Source organism: Globicatella sulfidifaciens DSM 15739 (assembly GCF_900167405.1).
Lineage (GTDB): Bacteria > Bacillota > Bacilli > Lactobacillales > Aerococcaceae > Globicatella > Globicatella sulfidifaciens.
Window position 1 is genome coordinate 33,114 of record NZ_FUWO01000015.1, and the last position, 21,781, is coordinate 54,894.

General features: G+C 35.8%; 18 protein-coding genes and 2 pseudogenes. All 20 read left to right on the plus strand.

The window, feature by feature from the left end; all coding sequences use genetic code 11:
- Positions 1-207 precede the first annotated feature (207 nt).
- Entirely contained in the window at positions 208-786 is a 579-nt protein-coding gene (locus B5D12_RS07950; RefSeq protein ID WP_078756316.1) for a hypothetical protein, read from the plus strand.
- Positions 787-1,133: 347 nt separating this feature from the next.
- A complete protein-coding gene (locus tag B5D12_RS07955) occupies positions 1,134-1,568 on the plus strand; it encodes a hypothetical protein (RefSeq protein ID WP_078756317.1) in 435 nt (144 codons plus the stop codon).
- Between the two features lie 650 nt (positions 1,569-2,218).
- A complete protein-coding gene (locus B5D12_RS07960) occupies positions 2,219-3,169 on the plus strand; it encodes a DUF4349 domain-containing protein (protein ID WP_078756318.1) in 951 nt (316 codons plus the stop codon).
- Between the two features lie 72 nt (positions 3,170-3,241).
- Positions 3,242-3,658 carry a DUF1801 domain-containing protein gene (locus tag B5D12_RS07965; protein ID WP_078756319.1) on the plus strand — a complete coding sequence of 139 codons (417 nt, stop codon included), beginning with the start codon at positions 3,242-3,244 and terminating at the stop codon, positions 3,656-3,658.
- Positions 3,659-4,307: 649 nt separating this feature from the next.
- The gene (locus B5D12_RS07970) at positions 4,308-5,936 is read left to right on the plus strand and encodes a glycoside hydrolase family 13 protein (protein WP_078756320.1); all 1,629 of its coding nucleotides are present in this window, start codon (positions 4,308-4,310) and stop codon (positions 5,934-5,936) included.
- A 371-nt stretch (positions 5,937-6,307) separates the two neighbouring features.
- Positions 6,308-6,781 carry a hypothetical protein gene (locus B5D12_RS07975; protein WP_078756321.1) on the plus strand — a complete coding sequence of 158 codons (474 nt, stop codon included), beginning with the start codon at positions 6,308-6,310 and terminating at the stop codon, positions 6,779-6,781.
- Positions 6,735-7,199 (plus strand): macro domain-containing protein, encoded by a 465-nt coding sequence (locus tag B5D12_RS07980; protein ID WP_078756322.1) that lies wholly within the window; start codon positions 6,735-6,737, stop codon positions 7,197-7,199. The genes B5D12_RS07975 and B5D12_RS07980 overlap by 47 nt, the downstream gene beginning before the upstream one ends.
- A gap of 495 nt (positions 7,200-7,694) precedes the next feature.
- Positions 7,695-9,767 carry a 3'-5' exonuclease gene (locus B5D12_RS07985; protein ID WP_159443901.1) on the plus strand — a complete coding sequence of 691 codons (2,073 nt, stop codon included), beginning with the start codon at positions 7,695-7,697 and terminating at the stop codon, positions 9,765-9,767.
- 153 nt (positions 9,768-9,920) lie between these two features.
- Positions 9,921-10,586: a SatD family protein gene (locus B5D12_RS07990; RefSeq protein WP_078756324.1), complete on the plus strand. Its 666-nt coding sequence runs from the start codon at positions 9,921-9,923 to the stop codon at positions 10,584-10,586.
- Positions 10,587-10,991: 405 nt separating this feature from the next.
- Positions 10,992-11,852, plus strand: coding sequence for an ROK family protein (locus B5D12_RS07995; RefSeq protein ID WP_078756325.1), 861 nt, complete (start codon positions 10,992-10,994; stop codon positions 11,850-11,852).
- Between the two features lie 197 nt (positions 11,853-12,049).
- On the plus strand, positions 12,050-13,021 hold the full coding sequence (locus B5D12_RS08000) for a LacI family DNA-binding transcriptional regulator (RefSeq protein WP_078756326.1): 972 nt from the start codon (positions 12,050-12,052) through the stop codon (positions 13,019-13,021).
- Between the two features lie 202 nt (positions 13,022-13,223).
- On the plus strand, positions 13,224-14,144 hold the full coding sequence (locus tag B5D12_RS08005; protein WP_078756327.1) for an ABC transporter permease: 921 nt from the start codon (positions 13,224-13,226) through the stop codon (positions 14,142-14,144).
- A gap of 10 nt (positions 14,145-14,154) precedes the next feature.
- Entirely contained in the window at positions 14,155-15,042 is an 888-nt protein-coding gene (locus tag B5D12_RS08010; RefSeq protein WP_078756328.1) for a carbohydrate ABC transporter permease, read from the plus strand.
- Between the two features lie 24 nt (positions 15,043-15,066).
- Positions 15,067-16,674 (plus strand): ABC transporter substrate-binding protein, encoded by a 1,608-nt coding sequence (locus B5D12_RS08015; protein WP_078756329.1) that lies wholly within the window; start codon positions 15,067-15,069, stop codon positions 16,672-16,674.
- Positions 16,675-16,688: 14 nt separating this feature from the next.
- A complete protein-coding gene (locus tag B5D12_RS08020; RefSeq protein WP_078756330.1) occupies positions 16,689-18,110 on the plus strand; it encodes a glycoside hydrolase family 32 protein in 1,422 nt (473 codons plus the stop codon).
- Between the two features lie 487 nt (positions 18,111-18,597).
- On the plus strand, positions 18,598-19,533 hold the full coding sequence (locus B5D12_RS08025) for a metal ABC transporter solute-binding protein, Zn/Mn family (protein WP_078756331.1): 936 nt from the start codon (positions 18,598-18,600) through the stop codon (positions 19,531-19,533).
- A gap of 139 nt (positions 19,534-19,672) precedes the next feature.
- Positions 19,673-19,978, plus strand: a pseudogene (locus B5D12_RS10665) (pneumococcal-type histidine triad protein); the annotation flags it as partial.
- A 153-nt stretch (positions 19,979-20,131) separates the two neighbouring features.
- Positions 20,132-20,458 (plus strand): annotated as a pseudogene (locus tag B5D12_RS10670) (pneumococcal-type histidine triad protein); the annotation flags it as partial.
- A 35-nt stretch (positions 20,459-20,493) separates the two neighbouring features.
- Positions 20,494-20,907, plus strand: a complete 414-nt coding sequence (locus tag B5D12_RS10560) for a pneumococcal-type histidine triad protein (protein WP_268762621.1) — start codon at positions 20,494-20,496, stop codon at positions 20,905-20,907.
- Positions 20,908-20,912: 5 nt separating this feature from the next.
- Positions 20,913-21,185, plus strand: a complete 273-nt coding sequence (locus B5D12_RS10675) for a pneumococcal-type histidine triad protein (protein ID WP_407645211.1) — start codon at positions 20,913-20,915, stop codon at positions 21,183-21,185.
- The last annotated feature ends 596 nt before the right edge of the window (positions 21,186-21,781 follow it).

Consider the following 21,781-nt stretch of genomic DNA (forward strand, 5'->3'; position numbering starts at 1 on the left):
CTACTTTTGGTCCACTCCCAACTGTGCGGGGGTAGGCCAACGAAGCGAAAATTATTTAATTTTTTACTTCTTGCCCGCTCCCTTTTTACGGTCTAATCCTTACGTTTTGCTGATGTTCTCCCATGAGAAAATGTCGCAAAGAATGTGCTTGTCCCCCCGAAAAATGATATAATAAAATTATATTTTAAAGAGAAAGTAGGGAAAATGATGAGAAAACGTTCGTTGTCAGTTATTTTTATGTTGCTTGTTTCTTTGTTTTTGACTAATCCAGTGAATGCCGCTGAGTTGACCATTCGAGAAGGCTATTATCAATATACCGGTGAATCGATGGTTGAAGGTCTTTCAATTAGCGATAATCAAGTCATGTTAATATATGATACGGCTACCCAAGTCGAAGAAGATCCATTGATTTCTTTATTATTAAAATGGGGCGATGCTGTCAATAATGGTTTAACTGGTTTAATTGATCCCAATATGAAACCATCAGAAGAGCAACGAGATGATTTGCCATTTATTGAATTAATCACTTATGACCAAGCAGCACCTTTTCCGAAATTAGCCATCGTCATTCATCAGCCTTCACTTTATAATGACGAAAATATATTAAGAATACGGGTAGGCAATAATACTACATTTGAATGGGAATTCAATATTGAAGAGAATGGCGATTTAACTGATAAAGACGGCCATACCTTTACCTATGTGGAAGAAGGTGAAGCCGCATCGACAGCAGATACTCATGTAACAGATGACGCAGAGACTTCACAAGTAACCAGTGAAGAATAAGTAATTGTTGATACCATAATTTTGGGTGTGGTCCAGTAGTAGACAGCGATTCAATCTCGTTTTATCTGTCTAATCCTGCAAGTTAGAAATAGGCATGAAGTAGAAAATTAAAGCATACTCGCTTCATTTGTTCAAATCTTGCAAAGTTAGGATTGTTTAACTAATCACTTTCGAAGGTGAGTTAAGCAATCCTTTTTGTTATTTTCAATTTGAGTGTATATCACGCATGATGGTAGTTGCCACTCATGCTATTTTCATTTAAAGCTGATTGTTAATCTCTATCAGTTAACGATTTTATTTTCTTTCAAAAATTGTTAAAATAGAGTCAGTATGAAAGGGGAATCAGTATGGGATTATTTGATTGGTTTAAAAAGAAAACATCGAGCGAAAAATCAGCTGAGGAGTCATTAAACACTAATACACCAGATGCCAACCCAGTCTATAAAATAGTGACACCTGGGTTACACTTATCAACACATAAAACGACTACAACCGATCCATCGATAGAAGACATTCAATCGGCCTTAACCATGGCAGTGAATGCCTATGATGAATATGTGTTATTAGAATGGATTGATGATGCCAAGCGGAAGACATATTTATACGGTGTCGGCTTTGGCACGACCTATCATATAGAGTATCGTCCTCAAAACGGGCAAAAAGGCTATGCTTATGTTAGAGAAGGGGTGCCACTTGAAGAAGCGCAACAACTCTATCTTGCTTTTAAAATGTCCCATCAAGTTACCATTGATTTTCAATGGCAATGGCTGGAAGTGGAGTAAACGAAGGAGTAAGGGCGTTAATATTGGAGACTGGTTGTGTAGAAGATAGCTATCGCTTAAATTTAAGATTACTTGTAGTGCTTCGACAGAAGCCAATCTTTGTTGCAGTTAGGTTGAAACCAGCTTTTTAGTAGAGGCATCCTGTCACTCGTTTTAAAGCCTATTTGTGTAAAAGGCCTGATGTCGTTTCGTTTTGGGTTCGTCTATGTAGAAAAATGCGTTCACTTCGTCAAAAGCCTGCCTATGTAGAAGACATGATGTCGTTTCCTTCTAAGTTTAATTTGGATCGCTGTAATGCAAGGGACGTCTAGGTAGAGGGTGTTGTCATTGAGATTGCTAGTTAGATCTACAAACTGCAAGACATTCCAGAGATTTGGGCATAAACTTGATTGCATTGATTTAGATGATGCCCAAAATCCATCGTCAGATTCATTGCAACGAGTAAGAATCCTTAAGCGATTTAACAGCTACTTATCATGTTAAGATGTTTAAAATTTTATTAAATTGCTCCATGCTAAAGCGTTGTAAAGGCTTTTCTTGGTGAGCTTTGTTATACTTAATATGTAATACTGCTATATTGAAGGAAATTGTTAGAACAATCAAGACAAGAAAGGAGCATTATCTTAGACAGCTAAGATAAGAACAAGCCAATGAAAAAGAAAAGATTATTTGGATTAGCCGCTTTAATGGTTGTGTTAGCAGGGTGTGATGGGACCTTACCTTATACTTCTACTAATACTTCTTATAATAATACAGCTAAGCAATATTCAGAATCTTCAAGTGATTATTATTCTGAAAGTCAACAAGTGAGTTACGATGCCTATGGCACGTTAGAAACGAAAGACTATGATAAAGATGCTGAAAGTGTGATGAAATTAATTACCGATAATGGTGGTATTATTCAATCACAAGATTCAAATCATGCGACTAACTATTATACCGACTTTGTAGGGACGGAGTTATCTGTGGTGGCAGAGATTCCGAAAGATAATTTTGAAACAGTTGTGCAAGCTTTGAAAGAGAATTATCATGTTCAATCCTTTAATATTTCAAGTCGCGATGTGACGGATGATATTGAAAATATTGGCGAAACCCTTGAAGTGAAAAAAGCTCGTTTAGATGAAATTAATAAGAAATTAGAAGACGATAATTTACGCTTTAGCGAACGTGAAGAGTTAGAAGCCGATAAAATTGTTTTAGAAGATGAAATCCGTGCTTTAGAAGAACAACAAACTCAACAAACTGAATCAGTAGATTTCAGTACGCTTACTTTATCCTTACGTGAAGTAGATTATTTTACTTCTGAAGGTTTACCTTTCTGGTTACCATTTGCGAGAGTCTTTAAAAACTTCTTCTTTATCTTAGCATGGGGACTAGTAATTGGATTAGTAGCTGCTTTGTCAGTGACGCCCTTTATATTTGTCGCTTCAGTGGCATACCTATTAATCCGCAAACATCAATATAAGATGTTCCATAAATTAAAACATAAAATGGGTATCAATCAAGAGTTTAATTCAAAAGAAGGATCCGTTAAGGTAGACCGCAACAACAATATTTTATTAGATGGTGAGAAATCACCAGTTGAGGAACCGAAAGAATAATTAGACTGTGTTGAGATGGTGAATTATTGCTCATCAGAGAACCGAAACTTTAAGTAGAAAGTAGGCGTTAAAATGGCAAAATTTGCCCCAACTGGACAGACAGTTGCAGAAGTAATTGAAAGCTTACCCTCTGATAATAAAAAAGCCGATGCGTATGAATTATTAGCATTATATGAGCGTGTTTCAGGCGAAGATGCTGTCGTTTGGTATCCTAATATAATTGGCTTTGGTCAATATCATTATGTGTATGATTCAGGTCATGAAGGGGATGCCACCTTATTGGCTTTCTCACCGCGAAAAGCGAAAATCAGTCTGTATCTCGACCAAGATTTTCCTGAACGTGAGGAGTTATTGGAAAAGTTAGGTAAGATTAAAAAGGCTAAAGGCTGTGTCTATGTTAATAAATTAGCTGACATTGATAAGAGTGTCTTAGAAGAGCTATTGGGAAAATCATTAGCATATACTAAAGAAAAGTATAATATTCAATAAGCCTAAAATAATAGTCAAGTTAATGCTCAAGGGATTTTAAAGAGATCCCTTTGGATTACCGATTATTGACCAAAGTTGGGAATCGATTCGCCTTACCTACAGCAACTTGCTAAATAGGGGACTGTTTTTACCATTACTTGTATCATGCATTAAGAGGGGAACCATTTCGCCTTTACCTGCATTGATTCGCAATGTTGAAAGCACTGCAGTTCGTTGGCTGATGAGTTTTGATGATTGTGTTGCCTAAGTAGCAAGCTGAGAGTGAAGGAGTGTCTATTCCAATTGCCTCTCATACAATTGAAGAAACTCAAAGAGCGCTGATGGATAATAATTAACCATTGACATAAACATTACGAGATTGGGAAAGACTTTCATTCGTTTTCCCAGTCTTTTTGTGTTTATGATGCGCTTAGCTGGCGGATAATAGGCATTATGTTTTAAGGGTCATTACTAGTATTGCCCCTGATTAAAACTAATGAATAGCTTATCATATTAGGCACTCCAACGATAAAGTCCGTATCTAAGCTACCTCTTTCGTCATCTCGCTCGGATATATTCTCCATAATGCACAAGAATTTTCATGCGAAAAATGGGACTAAATTTGTTACAATAGAAATTGTGAAATAAGCGTTTACTAAGGAGGAATAAAATGGAACAAACTAAAAAATGGTGGCAAGAGGTTGTCATTTATCAAGTCTATCCAAGAAGTTTTTATGATACCGATGGTGATGGCATTGGTGATATTAATGGTATCACTGAAAAATTAGATTATTTAAAAGAATTAGGGATTGGTGCGATTTGGTTATCACCCGTTTATCAGTCTCCTAATGATGATAATGGTTATGATATTTCGGATTATGAAGCGATTATGGAAGAATTCGGAACGATGGAAGATATGGATCGTTTAATTGCCGAAGCAAACCAACGTGATATTAAGATCGTGATGGATTTGGTGGTCAACCATACTTCAGATGAACATCGTTGGTTTATCGAAGCGAAAAAAGGCAAAGACAATCCATACCGTGATTATTATGTTTGGGCAGATCCAAATGAAGATGGTAGTGCACCAAATGATTTACGGTCAAACTTTTCTGGCTCTGCTTGGCAATTCGATGAGGCCAGTGGTCAATATTACTTACATTTATTCAGTAAGAAACAACCAGATTTAAACTGGGAAAATGAAAAAATGCGTCAAGAAGTTTATGACATGATGAATTTCTGGATTGATAAGGGAATCGGTGGTTTCCGTATGGACGTGATTGATTTAATCGGAAAATTACCAATGGAAGGTTTAACAGTTGATGGACCAAACTTACATCCTTATTTACAGGAAATGAACCAAGCAACGTTTGGCAAACATGATTTATTAACGGTAGGCGAGACATGGAGTGCGACTCCTGAAACTGCCAAATTATATTCAGGTGCTGACCGCAATGAATTATCAATGGTCTTTCAATTTGAACATATTTTATTAGATCAACAAGACGGTAAAGAGAAATGGGATTTAGCACCCTTACAAATTAAAGACTTAAAACGTGTCTTTGAAAAATGGCAAGTTGAACTAAAAGATGAAGGTTGGAATTCATTATTCTGGGAAAACCATGACTTACCTCGCGTGATTTCACGTTGGGGAAATGACAGTGAATACCGTGAGCGTAGTGCTAAATTATTTGCGATTCTCTTACACATGTTAAAAGGGACACCGTATATTTATCAAGGTGAAGAAATTGGCATGATTAATACACCTATTAGCGATATTAGTGAAGCTGATGATATTGAATCGGTGAACTTATATCATGAACGTCTCGCAGCAGGTTATGATAAGGAAGACATTTTAACGTCGATTAATACTAAAGGACGTGACAATGCTCGCCGTCCAGTTGCTTGGACCTCAGAGAACAATGGTGGCTTTACAACCGGCACACCTTGGTTAGCTTTAAATCCTAACTATACTGAGATTAACGTAGAAGATACTTTAAAAGATAAAAACTCTATCTTCTATACTTATCAAAAATTAATCAAATTACGTAAAGACAACCCAATCGTCGTTTGGGGCGACTTTGAATTATTGGATACAGCGGATGATGTCTTCAGCTATTACCGTGAATATGAAGGCAAAAAATGGTTAGTCGTAGCGAATATGAGTAATGAAGAAAACTCATTTAGTACGAATGATACTATTAAAGAAGTGATTATCCAAAATATGGATCAAGACTATACAAGTCTACAAGACCTAACCTTAGCTCCATGGGAAGCTTTTGTAGTTGAAATAGCTTAGTAATTGAATAGATAATAAATAACAGCCACCAGTTGGTCTCGAAAGAGAATGAACTGGGGCTGTTTTTAGTTATGAAAAAAGGGATGGTGGAGGAAGGAGAATGTGAAATTTTATTATAATGTTTTGAATTTTTGAAACGAAAAAGCGAAAACAGAATAGAACAGTCTTAAAATTAATGCTCCATTTTTTGAAAAATTTTTGAATATTTAAGAAAATTGTAATAAAATCTAAAAACTGTTTGCAAACGCTATTGATCCATAATGAGAAATGTGATCTAATTGAATTTAAAGAATATGTTTAAGTCTAGTGGTAATAAGTCAAGAGAAAAATAAATTATTTTAGACTCGGCTTTTGATCATTTAGAGAATTTTATGTTTGATCAATCTTTAGAAGAATTTCGAAGTACTGTTGTGCAAGATGGTGGTATTTCAGAAAGAACGATTCGAGAAATTATTCAAAATTCGATGGATGCTAAAAATGACCAAATTAACGAACCGGTGATTGTTAACTTATCAATTTCAAAAGTCGCTAAAAAAGATCTTCCAGGAATAGATGAACTTTTTTCCAGAATAAAAGAATTAAAGCCTGGTAATTCTTATTCAAAAGAAACAGTAGATCACATGAAGTTACAGGAGGATTTGAAAGAAGTATTAGTTTTGACCGCCTGTGATTCCAATACCAAAGGCTTAAGTGGTGTTGATACCATTGATGGAGGCACTTACGCCATATATGCCTATAATAAGGGTGTACATGGAAAAGTTGAAAATACTCAACTAGAAGATACACGAGGAGGTTCTCATGTCATTATCAATCAATCATCAAGATATCACTCAATTATCAGTTGATGCCATTGTTAATGCAGCCAATACCGAACTCTTAGCGGGTGGTGGGGTCTGTGGTGCGATCTTTAAAGGGGCAGGGTATGATGCGATGACAGAGGTTTGTCGTCCTTTAGCACCAATTAAAACAGGTGAGGCTGTAATGACGCCAGGTTTTAATTTACCAGCTAAGCATGTGATTCATGCAGTTGGCCCTATTTATAGCCAGTACACGCCAGAAGAAGCCAAGCGTTTATTAGCTCAAACCTATACAAATTCATTACAAGTGGCGGTTGATCATCAGTTGAATTCAATTGCTTTTCCGTTAATTTCGAGTGGGATTTATGGTTATCCAAAAGAAGCAGCTTACCAAGTCGCAGTCGAGACCATTGAAGCTTTCTTAACTGAACATTATTTAGACGTTTATTTGGTCTTGTTTCCATAATTTTAAAGCACCTCTTTTGAGGTGCTTTTTCTTTTGCACTTGTGAATCCAACAAGTTTTCTAATCCCCATTTCACTATCTTTTCGCCTTTAATTTACCTGTTCATTTCGGACCGTTTTCCAACAAAAAATTGCCATATTGAATCGATTTTAGATAAAATTTTTTATTTTCTTTGAGAACAATGCAGAAGTGATTCGAAATTGACAGGCAGTTCACTTTTTCAATCCAAATTAACCGTTTAATTAATGAAATATTAGAGCTTCCTCACAGCATTTTAATCATCAGCAATCTGGTTATGACACGCTTCACACACTTCAATTTTCTTTCCCATTTCGTTTTTCACTAAGTATTCCCAACTGAATCTTTGTGCAATCATTCAAATCATCTCCTTTGATCATATTTTGAATCATTCCCTAAAGCATTGAATATAGTCTTAAAATTAGCTACTATTAAAGATGTGAAAGCGATTAATATTTTATAGATGGGAGTGTTGACGATGGGGAGACAAGTATATACTTTAACGCAACAACAATTAAAAGTCGTGGATCAAGCCTTATTAAATAAAGAGACTGCGATTAAAGGTCCAGCGGGTAGTGGCAAGACTTTAGTGGCGATTAGTATTGGGAATCGTTTGGCTGAAGAAGATGAATTAGCACTCCCACTTGAAGGAGAACGTCTGCCGATTGTTTTAACTACCTTTACTAACGCCTTGGTCAATCATATTCGTCAGGATTATTTTTTGGATGATATTAAAGTGATGACCGTACATCGAGTATTGAGTGATTTTATTCGCAAAAATGGAGGGAAAGTTAAATTTGCTTCGCGAAAGTTAAGAGCCTTTTTAGAAAGTCATCTCGATACCAAACGTTATAGTGTCAGGTTTATGGAAGCCGAATTTGCCTTTATTTATGGCAATGGCTTGAAGAAGCGTACGGATTATTTACAAGCAGTCCGAATAGGACGTGGCCGAGGCAATCTTGATCGTGAGTATGTGTTTGATTTATTTGAACAGTATCAAACACTACTCGCTAAAAATAATGAGTATGATTTTTCAGATATTGGCAATCTAGTGTTAGAGTTCATTGCAGAAAATGACACGTCACCAACCGTAAAGCATCTTATTTTAGATGAGGTGCAAGATATACCGAAGACATGGATTTGGGCGCTACAACAGATTACCCAAGATAAGATGGTCTATATTGGGGACGTGGCGCAATCTATTTATGGCAAACGGTTCACTTGGGTGGGCGTGGTAGGTTCAACATTTAGACCATTAGAACTGCAACGCAATTTTAGAAATACTAGACAAATATTTGAGGCAGCCGATTCGATTTTAAAATTTGAATATGTGGTCAAAGAAGCCTCACGACAAGAATATTCGCAAGATATTACCGAGACTCAAGATGAAGGCAATCGTCCGCAACTCTTCTTATTACGCAATGAACAAAGCCAATTAGAACATATTATATTAAAGATAAAAGAGATTCTATCCGATTATCCTAATGAACGGATTTGCATCGGGTTTCGCAAGACGACGGCGTTTAAATTTCGGGTGTTAAAGGCATTGAGTAAAGCTGGTATTGAGTATCAAACTAATCTGAGTCAAGACACCGGCAAGACACCAGTGGTGGTTTCGAGCTTTCATTCGATGAAAGGACTCTCGTTTGATCATGTGATTTTAGCTGAGATGGATGATGCCATCTTTGAGGATGCGATTGAAGAAACAGATGCCGATGTTGAGCGACGTTTAGTCTTTGTGGCGATGACACGTGCGCGTAAGACCTTGAGTTTATTTGTTGGTAGTGACCAACCGGTTCGCTACTTAACTGAGATTTCTCCAACTAAAATTTTACCGATTGTCTGGAATCCGACAGCTTTTGATACTTTATTTAAAGAGCAGATTCAACGTTTGAATGCGCGTCGTGCCATTTTACGGGAGGAGTTTGAACGCTATACGCATCGGATTGCTGAATTAGAAAGTGAGTTAGAACAAGCGCAATCTGAATTAGCCAAAACACTCGAACAACCGATTAGTCAGGTGGGCTTTGGTAATGAAAAAATATCAAAATTAACCGTTGATATTGAAAATGAGAAGCAACATCAGCTAGAAGTTGAAGCAAAATTAATGGAAACCAAAGTGCAAGACCAGTTGGCTCATAATCAATTGGATTTAGAGCCAGCGACGTATTATTTTAGTGATAATGCGAAGTTATTAATTTTAGGTGGCGATGGTGGTTTTCGTGAGAAGCATTTACCAGGACTCTTAAAAGAATATGGATTAGCCAAAGATGCTTATGAATGGATTCCCTATGATGAAATGAAGCATTTTGATATTAGCACTTGTTATTATTCAACGAAATATTCAGACATAATCGTTGGGGCTACGCCACATAGTACAAAGGGTATTGGCAATAGTTCCAGCTTAATTCAGTTTATTCGTGAACATCAAATAGAATTACCGAAAGTGCATATTTTAGAACAAAATGGTGTGCCAGTAAAATTATCAAAAGAAGATTTTAGAAAGGTACTTCCTAATACAGCCTTATATGGGGCATTGAAAGGCATTTAATTGATTAAAGTCTCACCTGAAATTGTGATGATAAATCAGGTGAGGCTCAATGTATGGTTAGCCGGGGACGAATCGGGTTATTATAATCAAAATGTCTATTTAAATAGACAATTTAGGTTTTGTCTATTATAATAGACAAAAAGAGGTGAGGTCATGCAATATATCGCAATGATTGGCGATGTCATTGAGTCAAAGTCAATTAAAGAACTTCAACAATCACAAGATCAATTAAATAAGATTATGAAGCAATTAAATGAGCAATATCAAACGACTATTGTTTCCAATTTTACTATTACAACCGGTGATGAATTTCAAGCCTTACTGACAGCCAATGCACCATTTTTAAGGATTATGGATGAAATTTTAATGGCCTTTCGACCTTATAAAGTACGCTTTGGCTTTGGTTTAGGCGAGATGATGACTGAAATCAATAATGAAATCAGCATCGGAGCAGATGGGCCGGCCTATTGGCATGCGCGCGCCGCTATAGAGTATATTCACGAAAAAAATGACTATGGAATGACGCAAGCACGAATTGGTCATGAAAACACTGAAACGGTTGAGGATTTGAATCATTATCTAGCGTTAACCGAATATATTCGTAGTAGTTGGGTGATGTCTCAAAATGATTTATTAGCAGTTTTATTGGCTAATGATATTTATCAAGAAGACTTTGAACATCAAATGATTGCTGCACAACTTAATATTAACCCCAGTGCCCTGAGTAAGCGATTAAAGGGGAGTGGTATTAAAGTATATTTAAGAGGTCGCAATACCATTACTGACGCGGTGCATCAATTACTAAAGGAGGAAGAATAATGATGGTTGTACTAGGAAAATGAATGCCTTGTTGTTTTATACCGCTCCTATTATTTTGTATCGCTTAAATCAGGCGACTATCTTAAACCCCTATCTTTTTGATCAAAAATCAACCAAAACGCCCTTATTTTTGAAATGTTTCAAAAATATTTTTGTTATCACAAAAAGCTTCTAAAACCTTATGATATCAATGTTTTTAAGACTTATTCATTTTATCGTTTTTCATACAAAATCAGACAATAATCAACTTCATCATTCACAAATTTATCATAATTGATTATAATGATGGTAAATGAATGTCATCGGTTAGTTCAATCAATGAAAGTTGGTTGGAGGCAACAATTGAGATTTTCAGTAAAATTGTGGATTAACCTCGACATTCAAAAATCGATGAGGAGTGATACCATGTATGGTGCATTAGAAGCAGGTGGCACAAAATGCGTTTGTGCTATGTTTGATAACGAAGGACAAATTATTGAGCGAGTAAGTATTCCTACTGAAACGCCCGATATTTCTGTACCAAAAATGATTGCTTTCTTTAAAAAATATCCTGAGATGAAAGCATTAGGGATTGGGTCATTCGGTCCTTTAGGCGATAATGAAGAGTTATCTTCTTACGGTTATATTACAACCACTCCGAAAAAAGGCTGGAATAACTATAATTTCTTAGGTGCTTTTAAAGCAGAATTTGATGTACCGATGGCGTGGACTACCGATGTGAACGCGGCGGCTTATGGTGAAATGAAACAAGGGGCAGCCAAAGGATTGGATAATGTCATTTATTTAACTGTTGGAACCGGTGTTGGGGGCGGTGTCGTTGTCGATGGGCATGTAGTCAGTGGCTATGGTCACCCTGAAACAGGCCATATGTTAGTCAGACGTCATCCAGAAGATCAATATGAAGGTAAATGTCCTTATCATGGAGACTGTTTAGAAGGGATGGCTGCTGGTCCAGCAATTGAAGAACGTTGGGGCCAAAAAGCCTTTGAATTAGGAGAAGATCACCAAGCGTGGGAAATGGAAGCTTATTATATTGCGCAAGGATTGTATAATTACTATACTGTTTTAGGTTGCGAGCGATTCATTTTAGGTGGAGGCGTGATGAAACAACGCCAATTATTCCCATTAATTCGTGAGAATTTCAAAAGGTTCAATAATGGTTATTTAGAAACACCAGAATTAGAAGGCTTTATCGTGCCACCAGCATTAGAAGACGATGCCGGTATTACAGGATGTTATGAATTAGCGCGTGAATTATTATCTTAATATCGTATGCACGTTAAATTTTGTGAATGAATTGAGTCATGTAATCGACAATGAATTCAAATAAAAATGAGTGGTCATGACGAGACGGGAAGATTAACTTGTATTTCGTCTGCCACTTCCAATATTAACGATGGCTAGCGGATGCCTTAATTTGATAGTCATCGTTATTAATGTTTAAGTAAAGTGAGGTGAAAGAAATGGCAACTATGAAAGATGTCGCAGAATTAGCGGGCGTTAGTTTAGGAACTGTCTCAAGAGTCATTAATAAAGCACAAGGCATTAAACCCCAAACGCTTGATAAGGTGAATGTAGCGATTGAAAAATTAAATTATATCCCCGACCAATATGCACGTGGGATGAAATTGAATCGTACCAATACCATTGCTTTAATCGTACCGACGATATGGCATCCGTTTTTTGGCGAGTTTGCTTATCATGTCGAACAAGAATTGAGTCGATTAGATTATAAGATGCTTCTGTGTAACAGCGCTGGTCCTGAAAAGGAAGCAGAATATATAAAGATGTTACAACAAAATAAAGTAGATGGGATTATTGCGATTACTTATAGTTCGATTGAAGAGTTTTTATCTTCAGGCATCCCTTTTGTTAGTTTTGACCGGGTGTTTCCAGGAATGGATATTGCTTATGTTGCGTCTGATAATAAGGTAGGTGCTGAAATAGCGGCGAAGACTCTCATTGAAAAAGGGTGTACGCATTTTGGGTTTGTGGGAGCACATAATGAGACGGAGAACGAAACGAAAAAGCGTCGTCAATATTTTGAAAAAACGATTGTAGATGCAGGCTATAAAATTTCAATTTTAGATGAAGTAGAGCCAGTTCCTAACTTAAAAGAAAAGATTCGTAAGTTTTTAATTGCAAATCCTACAATTGATGGTATCTTTACGATTAATGACTTTGCGGCGCTTGATGTGATTGAAGTTGCGGAAGATTTAGGCATTAAAGTACCAGAGGATCTACAAATAATTGGCTATGATGGAATAAAAATGGCGATGGAACGACAATATGTTGTGTCAACGATTAAACAACCATTAGAAGAAATGTCTAAAAAAGCGGTGGAACTTATTTTAGATATTATTGATGATAAGGAGCATACGCGTCAATATTTAATTCCTGGTTATTACGTTGAAGGCAAAACCACAAAAAAATAAAAATAATTAAAATATCTATTGACAAAAAACGCTTTCTTTTATAAACTAAGAGTGTAGAAAGTTACGTAGTATTTTTTTTAGAGTATAATTGAAACGTTTCAATAGTAATGTTAAATAAATTAAAATTAAAATGTGCTGCCAAGCAATGCAGCACTGATTATTTAAACTTAATTTGAAACGTTTCAAAAGGAGGAGAAAACAGATGTCAACGGTCATCAAAAAAGAGTTGAGTACTTGGGAGAAAATAAAAAAACAAAAAGTATTATTTTTTATGTTGTTACCAGGTTTACTACTAACATTCGTATTTAAGTATATCCCGATGTACGGAGTCTTAATTGCCTTTAAGGACTACAATCCATTACGAGGTATCTTAGGAAGTGATTGGGTAGGATTTAAAGAATTTGCCAGGTTCTTATCAGCACCCAATCTGGGATTATTAGTCGGGAACACCATAAAGTTAAGCGTCTATGGATTATTGTGGGGTTTCTTGCCACCGATTATTTTAGCAATTATGTTAAATCAGTTAGCCAGTCCAAGATTGAAAAGACAAATCCAGTTAATCTTATATGCACCTAACTTTATCTCAGTGGTGGTCATTGTCGGGATGATTTTTCTACTGTTCTCGATTGAAGGTCCGGTAAATCGTATTTTAGAAATGGTAGGCATCAATATTAATTTTATGACCAATCCTAATTATTTTAGAAGCTTATACATTGGAAGTGGTATTTGGCAAGGAATGGGTTGGGCTTCGACCTTGTACACAGCCACATTGGTTAACGTTGATCCGTCACTAGTTGAAGCAGCTAAACTAGATGGTGCTAATATTTTACAAAGAATATGGCATATTGACTTACCGACCTTAAAACCGGTGATGGTTATTCAATTCATTTTGGCAGCAGGTAACATTATGAGTGTCGGTTATGAGAAAGCTTACTTAATGCAAACATCTTTAAACTTAACTGCGTCTGAAATTATATCGACATATGTTTATAAACAAGGTTTAGTTTCAGGAAATTATTCTTATTCAACAGCTGTTGGTTTAATCAATACCGTGATTAATGTTGTATTACTGATAATTGTAAATAAAACAGTGCAACAGTTAAATGATGGCGAAGGATTATAGGAGGTAAATGATGAATTCAGCAATGCAAACCGATTTTGACCGTCGAATTTTACTGATTAATAGAATCTTGATTGGTCTAATAGTTTTAATTACTTTTGTACCACTTGTCTATATTTTGATTGCTTCTTTCATGGATCCGACTACTCTATTAGCCAAAGGAATTAGTTTAAATCCGAAAGACTGGACCATACAAGGCTATCAAAGAGTTTTTTCAGATTCTTCCATTGTGCGAGGTTTTTTAAATTCGATTTTTTATTCTGTAGCTTTTTCGATTATTACAGTCGCTGTCTCAATGTTAACAGCATATCCACTGTCTAGAAAAGACTTAGTTGGTAGAAAATGGATTAATATTATGTTATTAATTACCATGTTTTTTGGGGGCGGCTTAGTTCCAACTTATTTATTAGTGAAGCAACTGGGAATGTTAAATACCGTGTGGTCAATCTTAATTCCGGGGGCGGTTAATGTTTGGAATATTATTTTAATTCGAACTTACTGTCAAAATTTACCTGAAGAATTAATTGAAGCAGCCGTTATCGATGGTGCCAATGATTTTCAAATTTTTGTCAAAATTATTGTGCCATTATGTAAGCCAATTTTATTTGTACTCTTCTTATATGCTTTTGTAGGTCAATGGAATTCATATTTTGATGCGATGATTTATTTAAAAGATCCAAAATTAGAACCTTTACAATTGGTTTTACGAAAAATCTTAATTCAAAATCAACCAAATCAAGAAATGATTGGAACGAATACCGCGATGATTGATATTCAGCGGATTGCGGAAATGATCAAATACGCTACCATTGTAGTCTCAAGTTTACCATTGATGATTATGTACCCATTCTTCCAAAAATACTTTGATAAAGGTATTTTGGTTGGTTCAATTAAAGGATAAAAAAATTTTTTGGAGGGAAAAAAGATGAAAAAAGTAAAAATGTTAGGATTGTTAATGTCCAGTGGTTTAATATTAGCCGCATGTAGTGGGGGTGGTGGAACCTCAAGTCCTGATTATGGTTTGAAAGATGTAAAATTTCCGTTAGAAAAACAGGTGACCTTAAAAGTGACGACCGGTAGTTCACCTTTAGCGCCAGAAGATCCAAATGATAAATTAATTGTCAAAAGATTAGAAGAAGATACGAATGTTCATATTGAATGGACTAATTACAATACTGATTATGCTGAAAAACGTAACTTAGATATTTCCAGTGGTGATTTACCGGATGTATTCCATAATGCTGCGGCCTCTGATGTGGATTTAATTAAATGGGCTAAAAACGGCGTGATTGTACCGGTTGAAGATTTAATTGATCAATATATGCCGAATTTTAAGAAAATATTAGATGAAAATCCAGAATATCGTGCAATGATTACCGCACCAGACGGTCATATATATTCATTCCCTTGGATTGAAGAATTAGGTTCTGATAAAGAATCGATTCACTCTGTTAATGATATCGCATGGATTAACGTAGAATGGTTAGATAATTTAGGTTTAGACATGCCAGAAACAACCGATGATTTAATTGAAGTCCTAGAAGCATTCAAAACTCAAGATCCTAATGGTAATGGTGAAGCGGATGAAATTCCAATGTCCTTTATTAATAATGGAGGTAATGAAGACTTTAAAATTTTAATGGGTGCCTTTGGAATCGGGGATACGGATGACCACGTTGTTGTCTCCAACGATAAAATCGTTGATTTTACAGCTGATAACGAAGAGTACAAAGAAGGAATCAAGTTCATGCGTGACTTATATGAACGTGGTTTATTAGATACTGAAGCCTTTGAACAAGATTGGAACACTTATATTGCGAAAGGTTCAGAGCATCGTTATGGTGTCTACTTTACATGGGACAAAGCCAATGTGACGGGAATGAATGATAGTTATGATATTTTACCGGCATTAGTAGGACCAGATGGTAAAAAGCATATTACTCGTACTAATAACTTTGGGTTTTCTCGTGACCGTGCAGTCATTACTTCAGCGAATAAAAACTTAGAGTTAACAGCTAAATGGATTGATAAGATGTACGAACCGCTACAATCGGTTCAAAATAACTGGGGAACTTATGGTGATGATACCCAACAAAACATCTTTGAATTTGATGAAGCAACTCAAACTTTAAAACATTTACCTTTAGAAGGGACTGCACCAGGAGAATTACGTCAAAAGACCGAATTAGGTGGACCTTTAGCTATCTTGGATGAATACTATGGTACTGTGACAACTATGCCAGATGATGCGAAATGGCGTTTAGATTTATTACATGAACATTATGTGCCATATATGAATAATGATTATAATTATCCACGTGTATTTATGACCGTTGAAGACTTAGAAAAGGTTGAAACAATCGAAGCAGACTTAATGGAATATGTTAACCGTAAACGTTCAGAATGGATTGTTAACGGTAATATTGATGAAGAATGGGATGCGTATTTAGCAGAATTGGATAGATTTAGATTACCAGAATGGTTAGAAATTAAACAAAAATATTTTGATGAGTATTTAGCTAACCAAGAATAGTAGGAGGCGTATCAGTGAATCAATTTACAATCGAGCGAGCAAATCAATTTATTGAAGAAAACAAACATTTAGTCAATCCACAATACCGACCTCAGGTGCATTTTACTGCACCTATCGGGTGGATTAATGATCCAAATGGTTTTATCTTTTATCAAGGAGAGTACCATTTGTTTTATCAACATTATCCTTATGATGCGATTTGGGGACCGATGCATTGGGGACATGCAAAGTCAAAGGATTTGATCCATTGGGAACATTTACCAGTAGCGTTAGCACCAGATAAAGACTATGACCTTGGTGGTTGTTTTTCAGGTAGTGCCATTGAAAAAGATGGCAAATTATGGTTAATGTATACGGGGAATATTCAAAATGAACAAGGCGAACCCCGTCAAATTCAAAACATCGCTGTCTCAGAAGATGGTATTCATTTTGAAAAAATTGCCCAAAACCCGGTATTAACCGAAGCGGATTTACCTGAAGGAATTGTGCCAGCTGATTTCCGTGATCCTAAGGTTTTTGAAAAAGATGGTAAATATTATGCGGTAATTGTGGCTCGTCATGTAGACGGTGTAGGTTGCGTCTTATTATACAGTTCCGATGATTTAATTGATTGGCAATATGAATCGATTTTCCTTAAAGGAACGAAAGAACAAGGCGAAATGTGGGAATGTCCAGATTACTTTAATCTCGATGGCGTCGATACACTCTTAATGTCACCGATGCGTTTTGAACGCGATGATTTGAGTCACCATAACTTAAATACTACGGTAGTTGTTAAAGGGAAAGTTGATTGGGAGAAAAAGGAATTTATCCCTGAACAATGGGACGAATTAGATCATGGACATGATTTCTATGCGCCTCAAACATTAGAAGATGATCAAGGACGTCGTATTATGATTGCTTGGATGAATACTTGGGGACGAAACAATGTGACCAAAGAGTTAGACCATCAGTGGGCTTTCAGTATGACAATGCCCCGTGTCTTAAATTGGCGCGACAATCAATTTACACAAACACACGTGCTGACTGAAGCGCATTTAGCAGCAGAAACGATGGATGATTTCTCAACCAATCAAGCAAAATTATTAGTCTTACAACCTAAGAAGCAAGCCGATTTTGAGTTGCGAGTAGGGAGTGCCAATGACTATGTCAGCATTCGTTATGAAAAAGATGGCAATGCGGTTTATTTAGACCGAGAAAATCTAAGAATTGATTTATCAGGTGAAGAAAATGAACCTGTCAACCAGCGAGGTTTCAGAGTAAAAGAAGCTCAATTAGCTAAACTGGAAATTATTTTAGATACGAATTCAATCGAATTAATTACCAATGATGGTACAGCAACCTTATCCTCTAATATTTATTTAGGAGAAGGAATTGAACCTGTTGTGACATTATGGAATGGAGACGTTGAAATTACAAGTTATGTCATTCAATAATTGTTTGGTTATGGTTTGTTTAGGCTTTAGGTCATAACCTCCAATAGTACCTTTGTTGACATTTGAGGCAATAGCAGGTCATGACGTTTAATAGTGTATTCATTGATATTGGTTGGTACTTTAATTAATGACATCTAATAATATCTCATTGACATTAGGTGAACCTCTATCATGACATCCAGTAAAAGCTTCAATGATTGATAGATGATTATTTAAAACAACTTAATAGGGAATGGACCAATCAAAGGTAATCAAGGGATTACTAATGATTGGTCCTTTTTGTTGGGGTAAAAATAAGGACCAATCATTAACAATCGAATCATAGGACGGTTCATGATAGTTCCTGTTGGTGTTGTAACAAAAAATATGGTCTTAATCATTAAGAAAATGTAAAAATTACTTTTTGTTTTAGAAAAACACTTGACTTAATAATAGATAATTATTACTATTTAAAACGTTGAGTTTATAATTTGAAAGGTTGAGAGAAATGAAAAAAATATGGCGAGCTTGCTTGTTAATCATATTATTATGCTGTATGTCACTTATTCAACGTTCCGTCATGATTGCGCAAGCGAATGAACCAAAAGAATTAAATATTGTCACAAGTTTTTATCCAATGTACGCTATTACCAAAGAAATTGTCGGTGATTTTCATGAAGTTCGCGTCCTGAATTCTAGAAATGGTATTCATGGTTTTGAACCTTCAGCCAATGATATAGCGGCTATTTATGACGCTGATATTTTTATTTATCATTCTAATATTTTAGAATCTTGGACTAAAAATATAGCGGTTAATTTAAAGAATTCATCGGTTACTTTAGTTGAGGCCTCAAGAGGAATGGCTATGCAGAAAGTTACTGGACTAGAAGATATTGAAGAAATCGAAGGGATGGATAATGCGGCGTTGTATGATCCGCATACTTGGTTAGATCCAATTGAAGCTAGTGTTGAAGCACAATTGATTGCGGATCGTTTATCGGAATTAGACCCAGATAACCAAGAGACTTATCAAGCGAATGCAAAACAATTTGTTGAACAAGCAGAACAACTTGTCGCTAAATATCAACCGATTTTTGAACAATTGAAGCAGAAAACCTTTGTCACCCAGCATACAGCTTTTTCATATTTAGCCCAACGCTTTAATTTGAAACAGTTAGGAATTGCAGGGGTATCGTCCGATATTGAGCCGTCATCAAAGAAAATTGCTGAAGTACAAAAATTTGTGAATGAGTATAAAGTGAAGACAATCTTTGTTGAACCCAATGTCTCTGATCGTGCTGCTAAAGTAATTGCCAATGCGACCGGCACCACCATTGTGGCATTAAGTCCACTAGAAGGCGATCCGCTTAATACTGATCCATTTTTAGTGAATTTAGAAAAAGTATTAGAAACATTAAGCAGTCATTTACAACAGGAGGAATAGTATGGATTTCAAAAAATCATTAATAGTCACTTTATTAGCTAGTGGAGTATTCTTAAATCAAAATATTGCCTTAGCCGAAGAAAGCAATTCATCAGGCATGAATTATGTTGATGGCACTGAAGAAACCAGTTCATCAGGAATGGATTATGTTGATGGAGCTGAAGAAAACCAAGCTGACAGCAATCATTTAATGACTGAATCACGCTCACAAGAAGAAGTTAATTTAGATGAAGGCATTGCCACAGAACAAATTATTGTAAAAATTACCGAAGAAGGTTATGTTACCTCTCATGGTGACCATTATCATTATTACAATGGTGAAGTGCCTGAGGACTCTATTTTCTTAGAAAGTATTGTGACTGAGGAGGACCTTGATTCTTTTGAGAAGGTTAGTGAAGGTGCGAATGGTTGGATTGTTAAAAAAGACGACCAATATTATGTTTGGTTAGAAGAGGGCAAAAAAGCATCGACTGTACGTTCAACCGATGAATTATTATTACAAGCGAATGGTATTGACCCGAAGGATGCTAAAGCAATCGTGGAATTGAGAAAAGATTATCACTTAACTGACGACAGCTTAATTGTGCCGGTTGTAGATAAAACGCCTGAAGAAGTATTAAAAGACTTAGACTTAGAAGGGGAACCGATTGTCGTTTATATTACTGAAAAAGAATATGTACTGTTAGTTGGCATTGACTTATATGTATTCAGTGGCGACGTAGCAGAAGAAACTTATTTTAGTGAATTATTATTAGCACCGAGCGATTATCAATTACAAGATGCTGATGTTAAACAAGCGATTAAAGACGGTTTTATCGTAAAAATTTATGACCAATATAAAGTCTATCAAGAAAAAAATAATGACCATATTATTGATATTGACACGATTCTTCAACAAGTTAAAAAATCGTTCGCTGAATTTTAAGAACAAGATGTATCCCAACGTGAAAAATGAGAAAAGTGAATCATGTAAAAGAAGGCGAATTGTTGGGTGGATCAGGTTCAAGAGATGCTAGTGGTAGCTATGTGACCAGTGATGGTTATTTGTTCAGCCCCTATGATGTTATTCAAGACTTAGGCGTTGGATTTATCGCACCGCATGGTAATTATTTTCATTTTATACCAAAATCAGACCTTGCTGCTGCAGAGTTACAAATTGCATTAGCTGTCTTAGGTAGAAATGGTAACACTAAACCTTCGACATCAGATAATAGCGGTCAACTTGGTATCAATCATCAAAATAACCACAATAACCATGATAATCAAAAAGGTCACGCTAATGACAACACGATCACGGTTAAACCTACCGATTCTAACAAACCTTATACACCAGTGATGGGAATGTCTTTTCCGTTGAATCCATTACAAAAGTAGAACGTATTGCTAAACATGGTAGTCACTATCACTGGGTACCTTTTACTGATTTAAATAAAAGAGAATTACAAGCGGCTCAAGCATACATTAAGAAACATTTCGATATTGATTTAATTTTAGTCAATGAAAATGGTAAGAAGGATAAAAACGAAGCGTCGTCACCGCAAGAAATACCATTTAATGCTAAAGCAGTGTTAAGAAAAGAAAAACAAAATGAACAAGTTGGTTATGTCTTAATAGCAACATGTGATAGGGTGATCTCAAAAGGCTTCTTGTAGAGGGTGACATAAATTTGATAAATTCAATTAAGTATTGCTCGGTAATTCAAAGCACAGTAGGCTTAAACTTTGTTTTAAATAATACTTACTCAACAGGGTAAAGTGGATAGATGAAGCAAAAATCATTTGATTTTCTACTTCTAGTCTCCCCCCAACTGTGCGGGAGTGAGAATACGAAGCGATAAAAATCTATGTTGCTACATTGTACCAATCCTCTAATCTATGCCAATGAATTAATATTTTATTTTATCCGTGCTATTAGACTAATCGGGCTCAATGATACCAAATAGAAATAAGAAAAAGCGTTGGAGTCCTAGTAAGTAACCTCAACGCTTTTTTAGGATGTGAAATCTTAAGCAAAATATTTTATAAATACCAAGCAACATCTCGAAAAGTTGAGCGGTTGCTTGGTTTTTATGGTTGGACTTTGTGGCGCCTCTCATAAGTGAATAATAAGCTAAAACATTATGATTTTTTTCAATTTTTTATTTAAAGTCGCCTCTTGAGAAAACCGTGTCATTCATTACATGGATGAATCAAGTTCTAGGGCGACCGTCATTGTATTCTGTTAATTGATTTTCAATATATTTTTTAAC